Annotated in this window: 15 protein-coding genes; 6 read left to right on the top strand and 9 right to left on the bottom strand. The window is 57.2% G+C overall.

What is annotated here, in order from left to right; genetic code table 11:
• The first annotated feature begins 1 nt into the window (after nucleotide 1).
• The 4 genes from iolE (at nucleotide 2) to DCH402_RS16780 (ending at nucleotide 3476) form a co-directional block, all read left to right on the top strand.
• The gene (gene iolE / locus DCH402_RS16795) at nucleotides 2-892 is read left to right on the top strand and encodes a myo-inosose-2 dehydratase (protein ID WP_040002342.1); all 891 of its coding nucleotides are present in this window, start codon (nucleotides 2-4) and stop codon (nucleotides 890-892) included.
• A gap of 22 nt (nucleotides 893-914) precedes the next feature.
• Nucleotides 915-1742, top strand: coding sequence for a 5-deoxy-glucuronate isomerase (gene iolB, locus DCH402_RS16790; RefSeq protein WP_040002341.1), 828 nt, complete (start codon nucleotides 915-917; stop codon nucleotides 1740-1742).
• Between the two features lie 371 nt (nucleotides 1743-2113).
• A complete protein-coding gene (locus DCH402_RS16785; RefSeq protein ID WP_040002339.1) occupies nucleotides 2114-3103 on the top strand; it encodes an IS110 family RNA-guided transposase in 990 nt (329 codons plus the stop codon).
• Between the two features lie 67 nt (nucleotides 3104-3170).
• Nucleotides 3171-3476, top strand: a complete 306-nt coding sequence (locus DCH402_RS16780; RefSeq protein WP_233276296.1) for a hypothetical protein — start codon at nucleotides 3171-3173, stop codon at nucleotides 3474-3476.
• A gap of 27 nt (nucleotides 3477-3503) precedes the next feature.
• On the opposite strand, the gene mltB is transcribed toward DCH402_RS16780, so the two are convergent.
• Nucleotides 3504-4607 (bottom strand): lytic murein transglycosylase B, encoded by a 1104-nt coding sequence (mltB, locus tag DCH402_RS16775; protein WP_040003690.1) that lies wholly within the window; start codon nucleotides 4605-4607, stop codon nucleotides 3504-3506.
• 260 nt (nucleotides 4608-4867) lie between these two features.
• Between mltB and DCH402_RS16770 the strand changes: the two genes are divergently transcribed.
• Complete coding sequence (locus DCH402_RS16770) at nucleotides 4868-5800, top strand: nucleoside recognition domain-containing protein (RefSeq protein WP_040002338.1); 933 nt, start codon at nucleotides 4868-4870, stop codon at nucleotides 5798-5800.
• A 193-nt stretch (nucleotides 5801-5993) separates the two neighbouring features.
• On the opposite strand, the gene DCH402_RS16765 is transcribed toward DCH402_RS16770, so the two are convergent.
• The 3 genes from DCH402_RS16765 to DCH402_RS16755 form a co-directional block, all read right to left on the bottom strand.
• The gene (locus DCH402_RS16765; RefSeq protein ID WP_040003688.1) at nucleotides 5994-6776 is read right to left on the bottom strand and encodes a transporter substrate-binding domain-containing protein; all 783 of its coding nucleotides are present in this window, start codon (nucleotides 6774-6776) and stop codon (nucleotides 5994-5996) included.
• Between the two features lie 499 nt (nucleotides 6777-7275).
• Complete coding sequence (locus DCH402_RS16760; RefSeq protein ID WP_040002337.1) at nucleotides 7276-7911, bottom strand: NAD(P)-dependent oxidoreductase; 636 nt, start codon at nucleotides 7909-7911, stop codon at nucleotides 7276-7278.
• 56 nt (nucleotides 7912-7967) lie between these two features.
• On the bottom strand, nucleotides 7968-8375 hold the full coding sequence (locus tag DCH402_RS16755; RefSeq protein WP_040002336.1) for a DoxX family protein: 408 nt from the start codon (nucleotides 8373-8375) through the stop codon (nucleotides 7968-7970).
• A gap of 93 nt (nucleotides 8376-8468) precedes the next feature.
• On the opposite strand from DCH402_RS16755, the gene DCH402_RS16750 reads away from it, so the two are divergent.
• Entirely contained in the window at nucleotides 8469-8843 is a 375-nt protein-coding gene (locus DCH402_RS16750; RefSeq protein WP_040002335.1) for a winged helix-turn-helix transcriptional regulator, read from the top strand.
• 207 nt (nucleotides 8844-9050) lie between these two features.
• Here DCH402_RS16750 and DCH402_RS16745 read toward each other — a convergent pair whose 3' ends face one another.
• The 5 genes from DCH402_RS16745 to DCH402_RS16725 form a co-directional block, all read right to left on the bottom strand.
• On the bottom strand, nucleotides 9051-9872 hold the full coding sequence (locus DCH402_RS16745) for an SDR family NAD(P)-dependent oxidoreductase (protein ID WP_040002334.1): 822 nt from the start codon (nucleotides 9870-9872) through the stop codon (nucleotides 9051-9053).
• Nucleotides 9873-9972: 100 nt separating this feature from the next.
• Nucleotides 9973-11259 carry a beta-ketoacyl-ACP synthase II gene (gene fabF, locus DCH402_RS16740; RefSeq protein ID WP_040002333.1) on the bottom strand — a complete coding sequence of 429 codons (1287 nt, stop codon included), beginning with the start codon at nucleotides 11257-11259 and terminating at the stop codon, nucleotides 9973-9975.
• Between the two features lie 385 nt (nucleotides 11260-11644).
• Nucleotides 11645-12451: an oxidoreductase gene (locus DCH402_RS16735; protein ID WP_040002331.1), complete on the bottom strand. Its 807-nt coding sequence runs from the start codon at nucleotides 12449-12451 to the stop codon at nucleotides 11645-11647.
• A gap of 43 nt (nucleotides 12452-12494) precedes the next feature.
• Entirely contained in the window at nucleotides 12495-15560 is a 3066-nt protein-coding gene (locus tag DCH402_RS16730; RefSeq protein ID WP_040002330.1) for an efflux RND transporter permease subunit, read from the bottom strand.
• Nucleotides 15557-16675 carry an efflux RND transporter periplasmic adaptor subunit gene (locus DCH402_RS16725; protein ID WP_040002329.1) on the bottom strand — a complete coding sequence of 373 codons (1119 nt, stop codon included), beginning with the start codon at nucleotides 16673-16675 and terminating at the stop codon, nucleotides 15557-15559. Before DCH402_RS16725 ends, DCH402_RS16730 begins: the two co-directional genes overlap by 4 nt.
• Between the last annotated feature and the right edge of the window lie 80 nt (nucleotides 16676-16755).

The following is a 16755-nucleotide window of genomic DNA, read 5'->3' as shown; positions in this document are numbered from 1 at the left end:
AATGAGCGTTCAACTGGGTATCAATCCGCTGACCTGGACCAATGACGACCTGCCATCGCTGGGTGCGGAAACCCCGCTGGAAACCTGCCTGAGCGAAGGGCGTCAGGCCGGTTTCGCCGGGTTTGAGCTGGGCAACAAGTTTCCGCGTCAGTCCGGCGTGCTGGGGCCGATTCTGCAACAACATGAGCTGCGTTTGGTCTCCGGCTGGTATTCCGGCCAACTACTGACCCGTTCGGTCAAAGAGGAAATCGAGGCGGTGCAGGACCATCTCAACCTGCTGCGGGAACTGGGTGCCACCGTGTTGGTGTTCGCCGAAGTGACCGGTGCGATTCACGGCGAGCAGGGTACGCCGGTGCACCTGCGCCCGCGTTTTCCGGCGGCGCGCTGGCAGGAATACGGCGAGAAGCTCAGCGAATTCGCCCGTTATACCCAGCAGCAGGGGGTGCAAATCGCCTATCACCACCATATGGGAACGGTGATTGAAACCGCCGACGACGTAGACCAACTGATGACCCATACCGGGCCGGAAGTGGGGTTGCTGCTGGATACCGGTCACCTCACCTTTGCCGGTGCCGATCCGTTGGCGGTGGCGCAACGCTGGGCGACGCGCATCAACCACGTGCATTGCAAAGATATCCGCCCCGAGGTACTCAAAGAAGTGAAAAACCGCAAAACCAGTTTTCTGGATGCGGTACTGAGCGGCGTATTCACCGTACCGGGCGACGGCTGCGTCGACTACCCGTCATTGTTCCAACTGCTGAAAGCGCAGGATTATCAGGGCTGGCTGGTGGTGGAAGCCGAACAGGACCCGGCGGTGGCGCATCCGCTGACTTACGCGACGTTGGGATTTACTAACCTGCAACGCTTTGCCCGCGATGCCGGTTTGATTTGACGGTAGCAACCAGGAGGTGGCGATGTCTCGATTACTGTCTCGTTATCATGTGCCGGATGAGCTAGGGCGCATCCAGCAGATTACCCCGGCCCGAGCGGGCTGGCGTTATGTCGGGTTTGAGGTTTACCAGCTATCGACCGGTACGACGCTGGCGCTGCCGGCGGTGGCGCAAGAGCGTTGTCTGGTGCTGGTCGGCGGTCGTGCAACGGTGGTAACGCCGCAGGCGCGGTTTGAGCATATCGGCGAACGTATGAACCCGTTCGAGCGTAAGAAGCCCTGGGCGGTGTATGTTACGTCGGGTGAAACGGTGACGATCATCGCCGATACGCCGCTGGAACTGGCGGTCTGTGCCGCGCCGGGCGCGGGTAACCATCCCACCCGGTTGATCGCGCCGCAGGATATCGGTGCCGAGGCGCGTGGCGTCGGGCGCAACCGCCGTTTCGTGCACAATATTCTGCCGGAGGACCAGGCCGCAGACAGCCTGCTGGTGGTGGAGGTTTACACCGACGAGGGCTGTACCAGTTCTTACCCCAGCCACAAGCACGACGTCGACAACCCGCCGCAGGAAACCTGGCTGGAGGAAACTTACTATCACCGGCTCAATCCGCCGCAGGGGTTCTGTCTACAACGGGTCTATACCGAGGATCGTTCGCTGGACGAGTGCATGGCGGTGTATGACCGGGACGTGGTGATGGTGCCGCGCGGCTATCATCCGGTGGCGACGCTGGCGGGCTACGACAGTTATTACCTCAACGTGATGGCCGGGCCGGTGCGCCAGTGGCGCTTTAGCTGGGAGCAGGATCATCAGTGGGTGAACAGCGCGGAATACGCGGCAAAGCACAGCGGATAGCGTGCACATGAGGTTTTTATCGTACAGATAAAACCGGGCTGGCAGCCCAAACCGCTATGTTGTCTCGTGAACGGTGACGTCTGCCTGGGCGGTGAATGGTTTCGTGCGGAATGAACAGAGCCGTTTCTTTGCTATTTCATCGCACGCACGACAAGGAGAGGCTTGTATCTTGCTCATGTCGTGATTAGCTATCACGACATGAAACAGAGTGAGCTTCGAAGGAGAGTCAGGGCTGTAAACCTTGTGGTTGAGTTTAAGCCCTCTGTTTCACCTTTCACGCCAGCATTAACATTGAACGGTTACCTAGAGCACTGACTCTGAACGTACAAGCGAAACGGGCGTGATGGCTTCAGTGAAAGGGGGACATCATTATGTATTACGTAGGTATTGATATCAGTAAGCGTGTCGTCGACGTATGTCTGTTAATTGATGGCATTAAAGGTAAACGGAAGACGAAAACGTTACCCAATGGCCCCAACGCGGTTGAGGCGCTGGCTGAATGGCTAACGCGACAAAAATGTGACCCGAGTCAGGCCCATATCGTCATGGAAGCAACGGGGATTTATCACGAACACCTCGCTTATGGTCTTCATCAGTCAGGTATTGCTGTATCGGTGATAAATCCCCACCGTTTGCGAGAGTTTGCCAAAGGAATGGGGATACTTACGAAGACAGATAAAGTGGATGCCTGTGCGCTGGCCTGTTATGGCTGTCTGAGACAGCCGGAGTGCTGGACGTCCCCCGCTCCAGAAATAAGGAAACTCAGGGCATTACTGCAGCACAGGGATAGTCTGCTGGGTGATAAACAGCGCCTGGAAAACCGGCTGAGCACGTTAAGGTCGACACTGACAACAGAAGAAGTGATGGCATCACTGGAATCGATGGTGCAGCACGTAAAGGATGAGCTGGAGCGTATAGAAAGACTGATAGCGGACCACATAGACAACCATCCCGGACTAAAGAACGACCTGAAACTTCTGAAGTCGATTGATGGAGTTGGAGACCAAATCGGATGGAATATGTTGGCTACCATTCGGGGCAATTGCTTCAGGAGCGCAGAACAGGTGGCGGCTTATCTGGGGGTCATCCCGGTAGAGCGTCGCTCAGGAGCCTCGGTACGTGGCAGAGCCAGGTTGTCGAAAATCGGGCCATCCGCGATGCGGGCAAAGCTGTATATGGGAGCGATAGCAGCCATCAGTCACAATCATCATGTGAAGGCGCAATACGAGCGACTGTTGCTAAAAGGCAAGGCAAAGATGCTGGCGATAGGGGCGGCGATGAGGAAGCTGGTTCATCTGTGTTATGGCGTGCTGCATACGCAGCAACAATATGACAGAAATTATGGGGTGGTAGCCAGTTGAATGGCTTGACTGACAACACGGTTACTCAGCGCCGCCTCTCCTTGACCACTGGCTTGAGGGCTAAACTATGAACCCTGACGGGTTCACCCTTGCGGGCCAGCGCAAGCGCTGTTCCATTTTGCATTGCAAAATGGTGTGCCGCTTCGCGGTCCCTTCGGCGTTCGCCTTCGCTGTTCGGGCCGCCCGTGACGCGATTACTCGCCACATGCTGTGGCTCGCCCTGCGGGCCAGCGTAAACGCTGTTCAAAAACGCTTTTCGCGTTTTTGTCAGACGCGGCACGGGCTTTCGCCGCGTCCATGCGGCTCACCCGGCGAAGTCGTCCACCTCAGCACAGTTTTTGACGCCGGGAAAACCGTCATCCGCATGTACTAATGCGTTTGTTAGCAATTTTTACTCGGTTTAATACCCCATTTTCGCTTTTCTGACTTCGTCCCCTAACTGCCATACCGCCATAGCGTAGTGCACGCTGTGGTTGTAACGGGTGATGGCGTAGAAGTTCGGCAGGCCATACCAGAACTGGTAGTAGCTGCCCATGTCGAGACGCAGCAGGCTGGCTTCCTGCGCGCCGCCTAATGAAGCGGTCGGGCGTAGCCCGGCCGCTGCCAGCGTTGACAAGGAATAGCGGGTTTTGAAGCCGGTTTCCAGTGCGAAAGTCTGGCCGCTGGCGGTCACCGCGACCTGTCCGTCTGGCTGCCAGCCGTTTGATTTGAAGTAGTTGGCGACACTGCCGATGGCGTCTACCGGGTCCCATAGGTTGGGAATGCCGTCGCCGTTGAAATCCACCGCGTATTTCTTGAACGCCGATGGCATAAACTGGCCGTAACCCATCGCACCGGCAAACGAACCACGCAGCGACAGCGGGTCAAAGCCGTCTTCCCGCGCCATCAGCAGAAAGTACTCCAGCTCGCTTTGGAAGTACTCGGCGCGGCGCGGGTAGGCGAAGGCCAGCGTAGCCAGCGCATCCAGTATGCGGGTTTTGCCCATCACCCGGCCCCAGCGGGTTTCCACCCCGATAATACCGACGATGATCTCCGGCGGCACACCGTAGACCTGCTGGGCGCGTTCCAGTGCATCCTGATACTGGTTCCAGAACGCGACGCCGTTTTGCAGGTTATCCGGGGTGATGAATTGCTTGCGGTAACGTAGCCAGGCACCGTTGGGAATGTTGGAAGGCGTGGCGGTTGATGGCGCGGGGGCTTGTTTATCCATCAGCCTGATGACCCAGTCCAACCGCTGCGCCTGCGCCAGCACGTCGTGCAGTTGTTGGCGCTCGAAACCATGCTGCTGCACCATCTTATCCACGAAGCGGTTAACTTCCGGGCTGTTGGCGAAATCGCCGTTGGTCAGCATGCCGCCGGCATGGGCGGGGGACAACAAAAAGCCGCCGGATGGGGCGTTGGTGGCAGGTGTACCGATAATTTCAGCCCCGGTGGGCTCAGTGGATTTATTGCTGCAGGCGGACAGCGCCAGCAACAACGGGAAAACAGCAACCAGGCGACGCATCAGATATCCATATAATTCAGTCAAAAACAACGTGGCGGCCATGGTAGCGCAACGTCCATAGGGAAAAAACCGAATTATGACAGACAAGTACGCGATGGGTTATCCGTCCGTCGTTGCCGCGAATTTTAGTGGTGATTCGATGGCAGGCAGGTAAAAAACGTTGTGGAATATTGTGATGATTGTCACGAAAATAACCGGACGAAATCCGGGGCGCGCCGGCGGCGGCAACCGGAGCCGTTTCACCCGAGCAGGGACATTACATGAACGTGATTGGAATTATCATGTCATCGGGGAAAGCCTCCGTTGACGTTGCACTGTATACACTGTTGCCGATTATGGTGGTGATGCTGGTCATCATGCGGTTTCTGGAAGTGAAAGGCGTTGTCGATGCGTTGGTGCGCTGGATGGCCCCCATCCTCAAGCCTTTTGGGCTCACCGGGATGAGCACCTTTGCGTTAATTCAGCTTAATTTCGTCAGTTTTGCCGCGCCGCTGGCCACGCTGGCGATGATGGAAAAACGCGGCGTATCTGATCGTCATATGGCGGCGACGCTGGCGATGGTGTTTGCCATGGGGCAGGGCAACGTATTTTATCCGCTGACGCCGTTTGGCCTGCACTGGGCGGCGGCGATTGTCATATCGATGATCGGCGGTCTGGCCGCCGCCGCGCTGACCTACCACGTGCTGGGACGCAAACTCTCTATCGAGGAAAGCCGCCGTTCCAGCGAGATCTCTGCCGATGAAACGGCCGCCAGAGGCATTATCGGTATTATTAACAGTGCCGGGGCGGACGCCATCAGGCTGGCGCTGGGGTCAGTACCGATGCTGATTCTCTCCATGACGATTGTCGGCATACTGGAGGCCGCCGGCGCAGTGGCGGCGCTTGAGCGTTTCTTCTCGCCGTTGTTGGCCGCCGCCCATATTTCTCCGGTTTTCGTGATGCCGACGCTGGTGAAATGTCTGGCGGGCGGCACCGCTTATTTCGGCGTGGTATCGGACCTGATTCAGCAAGGAAAGATGAGCGTCAGTCAGATCAATGCGTCCGCTGGTTTACTGATTCAGACCTTTGATTTGCCGGGGATCGGTATTTTTCTCGGTGTCGGCTCCCGTTTTACTCGCCTGTTCCGTTACGCCGCATTGGGGGCGCTGTTCGGTATTGTGGTCAGAACGGCACTGCATGGGGTGATATTTTGAATCATCCAGATTGTGAGATTAACGATAATAAAACAGCGTTATCCGAATAACCCTGGACATGATTTTTCTCAAACGACAGGCTTCGGCACTGTGGCGTCTTGCTTCTTCCCGGCCTTTTACAGGCCGGGGGAGTGATTGAACCGGAAAGGAATAGTTCAGTATTAATCAAGGAATCGGTTAACTGTGACTGACGTTATTCTTTTACGCTTAAATCAATATCGCCGAAATACCGTTTTTTGATACGGGAAAATTCGCCGTTGTTCATTATGTTTTTCAAGCCCAGATTTAACATCTCCTTCGTTTCCGTATCGCCTTTGCGTATACCGTATGCTGAGCCGATACTGAACAAATCCGTATCGGTTACTTCCGGGCCTTTTAACTCAAAATCCTTACCTTCCGGGGTTTGCAGGAATTCGAATGTCAGAGCAACCGATGGGCACAGCGCGCCATCAACCCTCCCGGCATATAAATCTTCGTAAATCGCTTCCTGATCAGGGTAGGTTATAACGTTAACCCCCGCAGGCCGCCAGTGTTTGTTGGCGTAGGCTTCCTGAATGGTGCCTTGTTGTACCGCTATATTTTTCCCTCGCAGTATGTCGACCTGGGGAAGCAGGTTCGTTTCTTTCCTTGCAACAAATCGGGTCGGTATATGAAAAGCATAGTCGCTGAAATCTATCGATTCTTTTCTCTTTTTCGTGACGCCAAGTGGTGAAATAACGTCTATTTTTTTGGCGAGCAGGGCCGGAATCTGGGCATCGAATGTGTTTACGATATAGTCGCATTTTGCATTGACTGATTTACAGATAGCATCGGTTATATCGATATCAAACCCTGCCGGGTTGCCATGTTCATCCCGCATTTGAAAGGGGGGAAAAGTCAAATCGACGCCAATACGAATGACGTCCTGTTTGGCGAATGCAAACGGTGAGATAGTAAAAATAACGATGATTTTCAGGAGAGATAGTTTTCTGAGCATATGCAATAACACCTTTTTTAACCGTATAAAAATGAATGTAAATATTGCGGTATGCATATCATTACCCGTAGCAGGAAATGAGTTGATACCACGTTGAGTCGCCCTGTTAATTTGGACATAGCGGGCCGTATTTCCGGAGCGTATGCAACACCGCGTTTATCGCGGTTGTTAGTGAAGACAGGCAATACGCCAGACATTGCATCATCACTCAGCCCCACATCCGGAAAACGGACGTTAAGTTATCGTGAAATAATAATAAAATGTTATTATTTTGTTTTCAGGGTGTAAGAATTGTGAATATCTATGTGCGGTAAGACGAAGAGGCTGCTTTTGCATTGTGAATCACTGGGCGGGTGTTGTTGGATGCGCAATCCATAGGGCGCAGATTAGGGCGCAGATAACGGCACGCCACGAGCTCATCCTCGTGGCGGAATGATGATGGCGTCACGAAAAACGTAATCTGAATCATCTTGATATCACTCAGGTATACCCGATCAGGCTATCGTGAGCTGATGCCGGGTGCCTGATTAACAAATTCGGGGTTCGAGATTTGGTCGAACATAAATATGGCAACATCCTGACGAGAGACCGTCTGCGAATGTATTGTGCGTCCATACAGCCCGACATTCAGGCGGTTTGACGCCGGCGTATTTTTCAGGAATGCCACACGGACCATCGTCCAGTCCAGCTCCGAAGCGCGTATCGTGTTTGCCAGTCCGATAATGTCCTGAAAGGAGCCGGGCATAGCAAACCGGATAAGTAACGCCGGGAATCTGATTTTTAGATCAAATCGGTCTTCAGGATCTGGGGCTGTACCGGTTGATACAGCAATCAGGCGCTTTACGCCTTCCTGCTTCATGACCGCGGTGATAGCGCTCATGGCGCTGGTAATCGGCCAGTTTTTGGGGTGTTTTAGTGAAGTCGGGCCGAGCGCCGACAACACCGCATCAGCACCCGAAATAGCCTCTCTTAGACGATCTCTGTCGGTGAGTTCTCCATGTATGACACGTACGTTGGCGTTTTCAAATGGGCTGTTCGGTCGGGCAAAGACCGTCATATCCATGCCGCGCTTTAATCCTTCATCAATCAGATAGCTGCCGGTTTTTCCGGTTGCACCGAAAAGGGTTATTTTCATGTTAAACCTCGGGGAAATGGAAGGTATGTTGCCGGTGGAGCGGCCAGGTCTTTTAGTTAACGAAGCGCCTGGATTGCTATTGCAACAGGTGCGTAGGGCGATGAAGGTTCGCGAGCAACGTTTTGTGTCGCGAAAGAGGCAGCCAGAAGGATGAGCCCTACGGCCGCCGGAATGGCGCCTTTGGGTTTGTGAACACCAAGGTGTGCGAGTCCGGATAAAATCAGGTGATACAAGATGCCGGCATACGCAAGATCGCTGAGTGCCACATTGAAGCGTGACAGAATCGCAATCGGGCCCAGTACTTTTACCACGATCATGAAGGGAACGAGATAGGAAGCGGAATAGCCCAACTCCGCCTGTATCTTTCGAACATCGGCGCTCTTCGCGACATATAGCGCGGCTGACGTGAAATAGAGCAGAGAGAGTAGAACGGTACTGATCCAATAAGTATAGGTAGCGGCCATAAGGTTCTCACATTCATGTTTGGGATGCGACAAGCGGCAAGAATGTCGTCTAAGATGATAATTCGCAAGTAGGATGAAAAAGTGGTGATAAGTATGGAAAACCATACTAATGAAGGTGAAGAGATCAATATGCATGAAGAAATGCGTCGGGCATTCGCGCTGCTCTCGGGGAAATGGAAGCTGGAGATCATGTGGTTGCTCAGCCAGCGAATCTACCGTTTTGGTGAATTGCGCAAAGCCATTCCCGGTATCACGCAGCACATGCTGACGGCTCAGCTTCGTGAACTGGAAGCGGATGGGCTGGTATCACGCACGGTCTTCGCAGAAGTACCGCCGCGCGTCGAATATGAAATCACCGAGAAGGCTCGCGGACTGGGGCCGACGATGGAGGCGTTGACGGCGTGGTGGCAGGTGTATGGCGGCACGATACCGAAGCGGCCGGCCGCACGCGGGCGCCAGGCTAAATAGAGCCGGGGGGAAGCGCAGAGGCAACCTTTCCCCATGAGCCCGCCAGCGTAGATAGCAGCGTGTCTGATGATGGGCTTGCAACAGATACGGAAGACGGGTTGGTTAAGCCGGTGTACTGCTCATGCTTTTTATTCCAATGGATTAGGCAAATGGCACAGGGCCTGAGCGTGAACGACGAGTTTCACGCCCAGGCTGACAAAGAAACGGTTAGCTGTGCTGGGTATCGGCGCCGGTGCCGACATCTCCCCAGGCTTCCCATGTCTTGAGCCGCTCGGCATAGACATACGGAATAACCTGGCTGGCAAGCGGGCCAAAGAAGATCCGCAGCGGCGGGTCGTCGGCATCGACCACTTTCAGCAGCGCCGGGCCGACGATATCGGGATCGGCGATCGGCATAGCGGAGAAACTGGCGTTAAACGCATCACGCACTCCGCTGTAAGACTCCAGCGGTGAGGCATACACCGCAGCAGCGGAAAAGTCGGTGCTGAACGGGCCGGGTTCGACAATCGTTACGTTAATGCCGAAGGCGGCGACTTCCTGGGATAACGCGTCGGCAAAGGCTTCGACAGACGCTTTAGACGCGCTGTAGATGCCGGTTGTCGGGAAGGAGGCGAGGCCGAGTACGCTGGATAACATGATGATATGGCCGCTGCCCTGAGCGCGCAGGTAGGGTAATGCTGCCTGCGTCACCCACAGCGTACCCAGCACGTTGGTGTCGAATTGGGTGCGTACCTCTTGCTCGCTCATCTCTTCAATCATGCCGAAAACGCCATAACCGGCATTGTTGACGACGACATCCAACCGCCCGAAGTGCGCGTGCGCCTGACTGATGGCGTCGGTTACGGCCGACTTATCGGTCACATCCAGCGATAACGGTAAAATCGCGCTGCCATGAGCCGCAACCAGATCGGCCAATGAATCGGTAGTGCGTGCGGTGGCGGCGACTTTATCGCCACGTTGCAGTGCCGCTTCGACAAAGCGACGGCCGAAACCGCGAGAGGCACCGGTGATAAACCAAATTTTACGCATAGCAATCCCCTTGATGTTGGCTTGGTGATGACCTGATAACACTTGGCGGAGCGCGTTGTGTCAGCGCTCCGCCTGATGAATGCCTGCCCAGGCGATCCTCTTACTCCGCTTCCCAGCGACGAAACAGCACGCAGGCGTTCACCCCGCCGAACCCAAATCCATTCGACAGGGCATACTGCATCGGCATTGCCCGTGCGGATGTCGTTACCAGATCAAGGCCGTTGGCCAGCTCATCCGGATGGGTCAGGTTGAGGGTCGGGGGCACGATTTGATCGCGCAACGCCAGAACCGTGAAAATGGCCTCGATGCCGCCGGCCGCTCCCAGTAAATGACCGGTACTGGATTTGGTTGATGTGATCGCGACGCTGGAGTCGGTTCCGAACACAGCACGAATGGCGCTCAGCTCTCCCCGATCGCCGACTGGCGTAGAGGTAGCATGTGCGTTGATGTGCTGAACCTCGCCGGGAGCGATGCCGGCTTGTCGCAGTGCTTGCTGCATCGCGCGTTGCGCACCGTTGCCATCTTCCGGGCCGGCCGTCAGATGGTAGGCATCGGCGCTGGTGCCGTAGCCGACCAGCTCCGCCAGCGGACGCGCGCCGCGCGCCAGTGCGTGGTCGAGCGATTCGATCACCAGCAACCCGGCGCCTTCGGCCATCACAAAGCCGTCCCGATCTCTGTCAAAGGGGCGCGAGGCTTCCTGAGGGCGATCGTTGAATGCGGTCGATAGCGCCCGAGCCGCCGCAAAGCATCCGAGTGCGACGCGGTCTAGCGCCGCCTCGGTGCCGCCGCATAAGGCGATGTCCGCTTCGCCACTGCGTATCAGCCGTGCCGCATCGCCGATAGCTTGCACACCCGCCGCGCAGGCGGTGACCGGCGTTCCCAGCGGCCCTTTGAAGCCATGTGCGATAGAGACATGGCCGGCCGCCATGTTGGCGAGAAAGGACGGTGCGGTAAATGGCGACAGCCGACGTGGCCCCCGCTCGTCGGTGGTACGCACCGCCTCGGCGATGGCGCCGAACCCGCCGACGCCGGACGCAATGATCGTGGCCGTTCGCTGGCGTTGAGACTCTTCGGCAGGGTTCCATCCCGCCTGAGAGAGCGCTTCTTTGGCGGCCATTAACGCAAACTCAATGAAACGATCCATTTTCTTGCGCTCTTTGGGCGCAATAATGTCTCCTGCGTCATAGCCTGCCAGTGGATCTTCCTCCCGAGCTGGCACCCGCCCACCGATCGACGTGCCAGTGCCGTCAGTAAGCTCAGCGGGTAACGTTCGAATACCTGATTGTCCGGCCAGCAGGCGGGACCATACGTTTTCGGTACCACATCCCAATGGCCCGACAATACCGGTTCCTGTCACGACGATACGTGTAGCGTTTCCCGTACTCATGGCGTATTTACCTCTAACATATTGATATGATTGCTATACCCGTCATACTTCAAGTTGCAGGTGTGTTGGCTGCGTGACTCGGCCCCTCCTTGGGCCTCGCCCTTTCAGGGCCGCAGCAAGCTGCGTTCAAATCTGCTCCCGGCAGATTTGTCGCTCACCCGAATCACTTACCTGAGTAAGCTCATCGGGATGAAATGAGAGACATCCTGTCTCTCACCGGAGGCCAGCCGTTGGCTGGTCAAATTCGTTCCCGACGAATTTGTCACTCGCTTGCCGCGTGACAAGACTCATAATGAGTCTTGTCCTGACGGGCCAACGCTTTGCGTTGTTCAACACGCGAGCGTGTTGTCCTGCAACTCGAATTATTTTGGGTATAAACAGATGGTCAATTGAGCCCGAAGGTTTTACGCAAACTGGAATCGACCGGTCCGGCAGGCATGAAGCGGCGCAGTTTACGTAGCAGAGAGGCTTGCCCTGACGGTGTGCGGCGCATCTGCCATGGTCCCAGCGCGGCATCGACAATCGTGGCGGCCACCCCTTCAGGGTCGGGAGCACTGTTGACGCTGTTGACGATGGCGTGTGATGCCTGTCCCCGCTCGCGATCGTAGCTGTCGAGTTTGGCGCTGGTCTGCGGCGCATTGATATCCAGATTGGTTCGGGTGAAAGACGGTTCCACCAGCGTGACGCGGATACCAAACTGGCGTACTTCGTGATCCAGACTTTCCGTGAGCCCTTCCACCGCATGTTTGGAAGCGGAGTACAGCCCCATGTACGGCGCCGGGAGGAAACCGAGCACCGAACTGACATTGACGATCCGCCCGCTACCCTGCGCCCGCATGAGCGGCAGCACCGCCTGTACCGTGCGCAAAATACTGAACACGTTGGTATCGAACAGGGCGGCGGCTTCCGCCGTCGACGTCTCTTCCACCGCGCCGACTAAGCTCGTGCCTGCGTTATTGATAAGCACGTCAATACGTTGAGCCCGCTCAATGATAGACTGAATGCCGCGCTGTACGGCGTCGTCATCACGCACATCCATTTCGATCAGTTCCACACCGGGCAATGCGTTCGCGGTGTGGATGTTGCGCACGGTGCCGAAGACCACACAGCCCTGACTGGCAAATTTCTTTGCTACGGCACGTCCTATGCCTGACGAGACGCCGGTAACCACCACAACCTTTTGTTTTGACATAGTAAGTCCTCTAAAATCAGATAATTAGGGATCGATGGACCGATCACGCATGACGGACCGCCCTGATCTTGAACCAGATGGAATACATGGCCGGCAGGAACACCAGCGTCAGGATTGTCCCGGCCAAGGTGCCGCCGATCAGTGTGTAGGCCAGCGTTCCCCAGAACACCGAATGGGTGAGCGGGATGAACGCCAGAATTGCCGCCAGCGCCGTCAGCAGCACCGGTCGGGCTCGCTGTACGGTGGCTTCGACGACCGCACGGAACGGGTCCAGGCCCTCCTGTTCGTTGTGGTGGATCTGCCCAATCAGTATCAGCGTGTTACGCATCAGGATCCCTGATAACGCAATCAGGCCAACCAGCGCGTTGATGCCGAACGGTTGCTGGAACAGCAGCAGAGTCGGCACCACGCCGATCAAACCCAGCGGACTGGTGGCGAACACCATCACCATCGCCGCAATCGAGCGCACCTGCAAAATGATGATGAGCAGCGTGAGGGCGATCATGATCGGGAACAGCGGCAGCATGGCGACAGTTGCCTTGGCGGATTCCTCGATCGAGCCGGCCTGTTCGATCCGGTAGCCTGCCGGAAGACGCGCGATGACAGGTTGCAACTGCGTCATGATGGCGGTGGAAACATCCGGCGGTTGCAGTCCTTCGGCGATGTCGCCGCGAACCGTGATAGTCGGCGTGCGGTCACGGCGTCGCAGGATCGGGTCTTCCATGCGTACATCGACCGACCCCACCTGAGACAACGGGATGCGCTGCCCGGCGGAACCGACTAACGTAAAGTCGGCGATCCTGGCGGGATCAAGGCGGATATCACCCGCCGCGCGGCCAACGACCTGCACCGAACGAATATCTTCACGCACCTCTGTCAGCGGGGTGCCGCTCAGCAGGAATTGCAGTTGCAAGGACACCGAGTTGGTGGTCAGCCCTACTGCCTGGAGACGGTCCTGATTGAGGGTGAAGTGCAAGGTTGGAACACGTGGTCCCCAATCCGTATTGACGGTGCGCATCATCGGGCTGGCGCGCATCACTGTCCCGACTTCATCGGCGATGGCGCGCAGCTTGTCCGGATCCGGCCCCATGACGCGGTAGGCGACGGGGAACGGCGACGGCGGGCCAAACACGATCTGAGTGACACGCACCTGGGCTTCGGGCGCTAAGCCGCCGGCTATCGCCTCGCGCAACCTGAACTTGAGGGCTTCGCGCTCTTTATCGTTACCTGCCAGCACCACGATTTTGGCGAACGACGGATCAGGCAATTCAGGCGACATAGCGAGGAAGAAACGCGGCGCACCCTGACCGATGTAGGACGTCACGATCTGCGCTTCTTTCTGCTGCGCCAGCCAGGCTTCGACTTTCGCGGTGGCGGTGCTGGTTTGTTCAATCGAGGTGCCGTACGGCATCTGCACTTCGACAAGCACCTCTGGCCGGTCGGACGCCGGGAAGAACTGCTTCTTGACAGCCCCCATGCCAAGCACCGATACCACGAACAGCGTGATGACCGCACCGGCGACGATCCACTTGCGGGCAATGACATGCCCCAGCACCTGCCGAAAGCGGTTGTAGTGACGGGTGTTGTAGATGGCGTCGTGTCCGCCCTCGACCTTCTTGATATCCGGCAGCATTTTCACCCCCAGATAAGGGGTAAACGCTACCGCTACCACCCAGGAAGCGATCAGCGCGATGCCGACGATCCAGAACATGTTGCTGGTGTATTCACCGGCGGTGGAGCGGGCGAACCCGTTCGGCATAAAGCCGATGGCGGTGACCAGCGTGCCGGAAAGCATCGGGGCCGCCGTGTGGCTCCAGGCATAGGCCGATGCTTTGATGCGGCTGTAACCTTCTTCCATTTTCACCACCATCATTTCGATGGCGATGATGGCGTCATCCACCAGCAAGCCCAGCGCCAGAATCAGCGAACCCAGCGTGATGCGGTCAAAATTCTTGCCGGTGGCGGCCATGATGACGAACACCGCCGCCAGCGTCAGCGGCACCGCCGCGGCGACCACGATACCGACGCGCCAGCCCATGCTGAGAAAACACACCAGCATCACGACCAGCAAAGCGACGAAGAATTTGACCATGAACTCGTCGACCGCCGAACTGATGTTGACGGCTTGATCGGTCACTTTGCTCAAGGTCATGCCCAGGGGAAGCGCCGCGTTGATCTTGGTGACTTCCGCTTCAAGCGCCTGGCCGAGCTTAAGCCCGTTCCAGTCGTCACGCATCACGACGCCCAGCAACAGCGCCGGTTCACCGTTGCTGCGTACCATGAAGGTCGAAGGGTCTTCATAACCGCGCTCGACGGTGGCCACATCTGCTAACTTCAGCGTCCGTCCCTGCGCCACGATAGGGGTCTGGCGGATTTTCTCCAGGTTATCGAACGCGCCGTCGACGCGCACAAACACCTGCGGCCCTTTGGTCTCGATGGAGCCGGCCGGGGTCAGTACGTTCTGGTTATTGAGCGCAGCGAAGATATCCTGCGGCGTGACGCCCAGCGTAGCCAGTCGATCATGGGAGAACGAAACGAAAATGCGTTCGGGTTGCTCGCCAATGATATTGACCTTCTTCACCCCGGGAACGTGCAGCAGTTGCTGGCGTAATGCTTCCGCATCCCGTACCAGCAGCCGCTGCGGTTCGCCTTTGGCTTTGAGCGCAAATAGCGCGAACGTCACGTCGGCATATTCGTCGTTGATGAGGGGGCCGACGACGCCGGCAGGCAATTTTTTGGCTTCATCCCCCATCTTTTTACGCGCCTGATAAAACTCCTCCTGAATCTCTGAAGGCGGTGCGTTGTCAAGCAGAGAAAGCATGGTGACAGCCAGACCGGGACGGGTGTAGGTTTCCGCGCGGTCATACCAGCGCAGCTCCTGCAGGCGTTTTTCCAGCGGTTCGGCGACCTGATCCTGCATCTCCTGCGCCGTGGCTCCCGGCCAGGCGGTGATGATCGTCATCTGCTTGATGGTAAACGGCGGATCTTCCGCACGTCCGAGTTGGAAGAACGCGAGGATACCGGCGACGGAGATCAGGAAGATCAGAAACAGCGTAATGGCGCGTTCGCGTACCGCGAGCGCCGACAGATTGAAACGGCTTTCACTCACGGGCGACCTCCCGCCGCAGCAGTCGTGGCGGCAGCAACCTCAGCGATCCGCACCGCTTCGCCTTCGCGCAGCAGGTGCGCGCCGAGCGCGACGATCTGTTCACCTTGTTGTATCTGGCCGGTGACGCGTGCGGTGTCGTCGCTCATCGTCTGAATGGCGACCGGGCGCCAGGTTACCGTTGCCGGTTCGCCGTGAATCACCCACACGCCCGGCCCTTTGCCGGCGTCAAACAAGGCGGCCAGCGGCACCTGCAGGCTTCCCTGCGTCGTTGCCTGTTCTTCGGCGATCCGGATCATCACCGTGGTTCCCAGCGGTGCGTTGGCCAGCTCGCCTTGCAGTACATAGCGCGCTTCGAATGTGCGCGTCAGCTTGTCCGCCGTGTTGGAGAGTTGCCGCAGGGTGGCCGGACTGCCGGCGCCAGCCTGGCCAAAGCGTGTTGCCAACCCGGTTGAACCGAGCGCCGGGCGCAGCGTTTCCGGTAACTGGATAATCGCTTCGCGCTGCCCGGCCTGAGCCAAACGTACGACGGTTTGCCCGGCGCTGACCACCTGGCCCGGTTCGGCCAGCGTGTCCATGACGATGCCGTCACCATCGGCGACTAATACCGCATAACGGCTGGCATTCCGGGCCACGTCGGCCTGGGCTTGTGCTGCACTGAGCTGGGCTTTGGCTGCGTCTGCCGCTGCTTTCACCTGGTCGTAAGCGGATGACGATATCGCGCCGGTTCCGCGTAGGCCGCGGTAGCGGGCTTCATCTTCTGCGGTTTGTAACGCCCGCGCACGGGCGGCGACTACCGCTTCCTGCTGCGCGCGAGCGGCGAGTTCCAGATCGATGGGGTCAAGGCGCATCAACGGCTGACCACGTTTCACGGCTTGCCCGGTATCGACCAGCCGTTCCAGTACTTTGCCGGAGACCCGGAACCCTAAATCACTCTCTATTCTGGCGGCGATCGTTCCGGTGAACGTCCGTGACTCAACCTCTGAGCCCTGTATCGTTGCGGATCGTACCAGTGGCGCCTGCGTTCGCGGGTCGGAGGATGTTTTTTCGCCGCAGGCGGCCAGGGCAAGCGGCAATGCGCAGATAACTGCAAATGAAAGGAGGCGGCGACGAGCCATAAGTAGAGTCCCCTTGACGGATTAATCAGGAGACCCATCTTCAATCAAGTGACCAATTTAGTCAATAGTCACTATCTCGT

It is taken from the genome of Dickeya chrysanthemi NCPPB 402 (genome assembly GCF_000406105.1).
In the GTDB taxonomy this organism is placed as follows: Bacteria; Pseudomonadota; Gammaproteobacteria; order Enterobacterales; family Enterobacteriaceae; genus Dickeya; species Dickeya chrysanthemi.
This window is presented reverse-complemented; position numbering and strand designations above follow the sequence as displayed.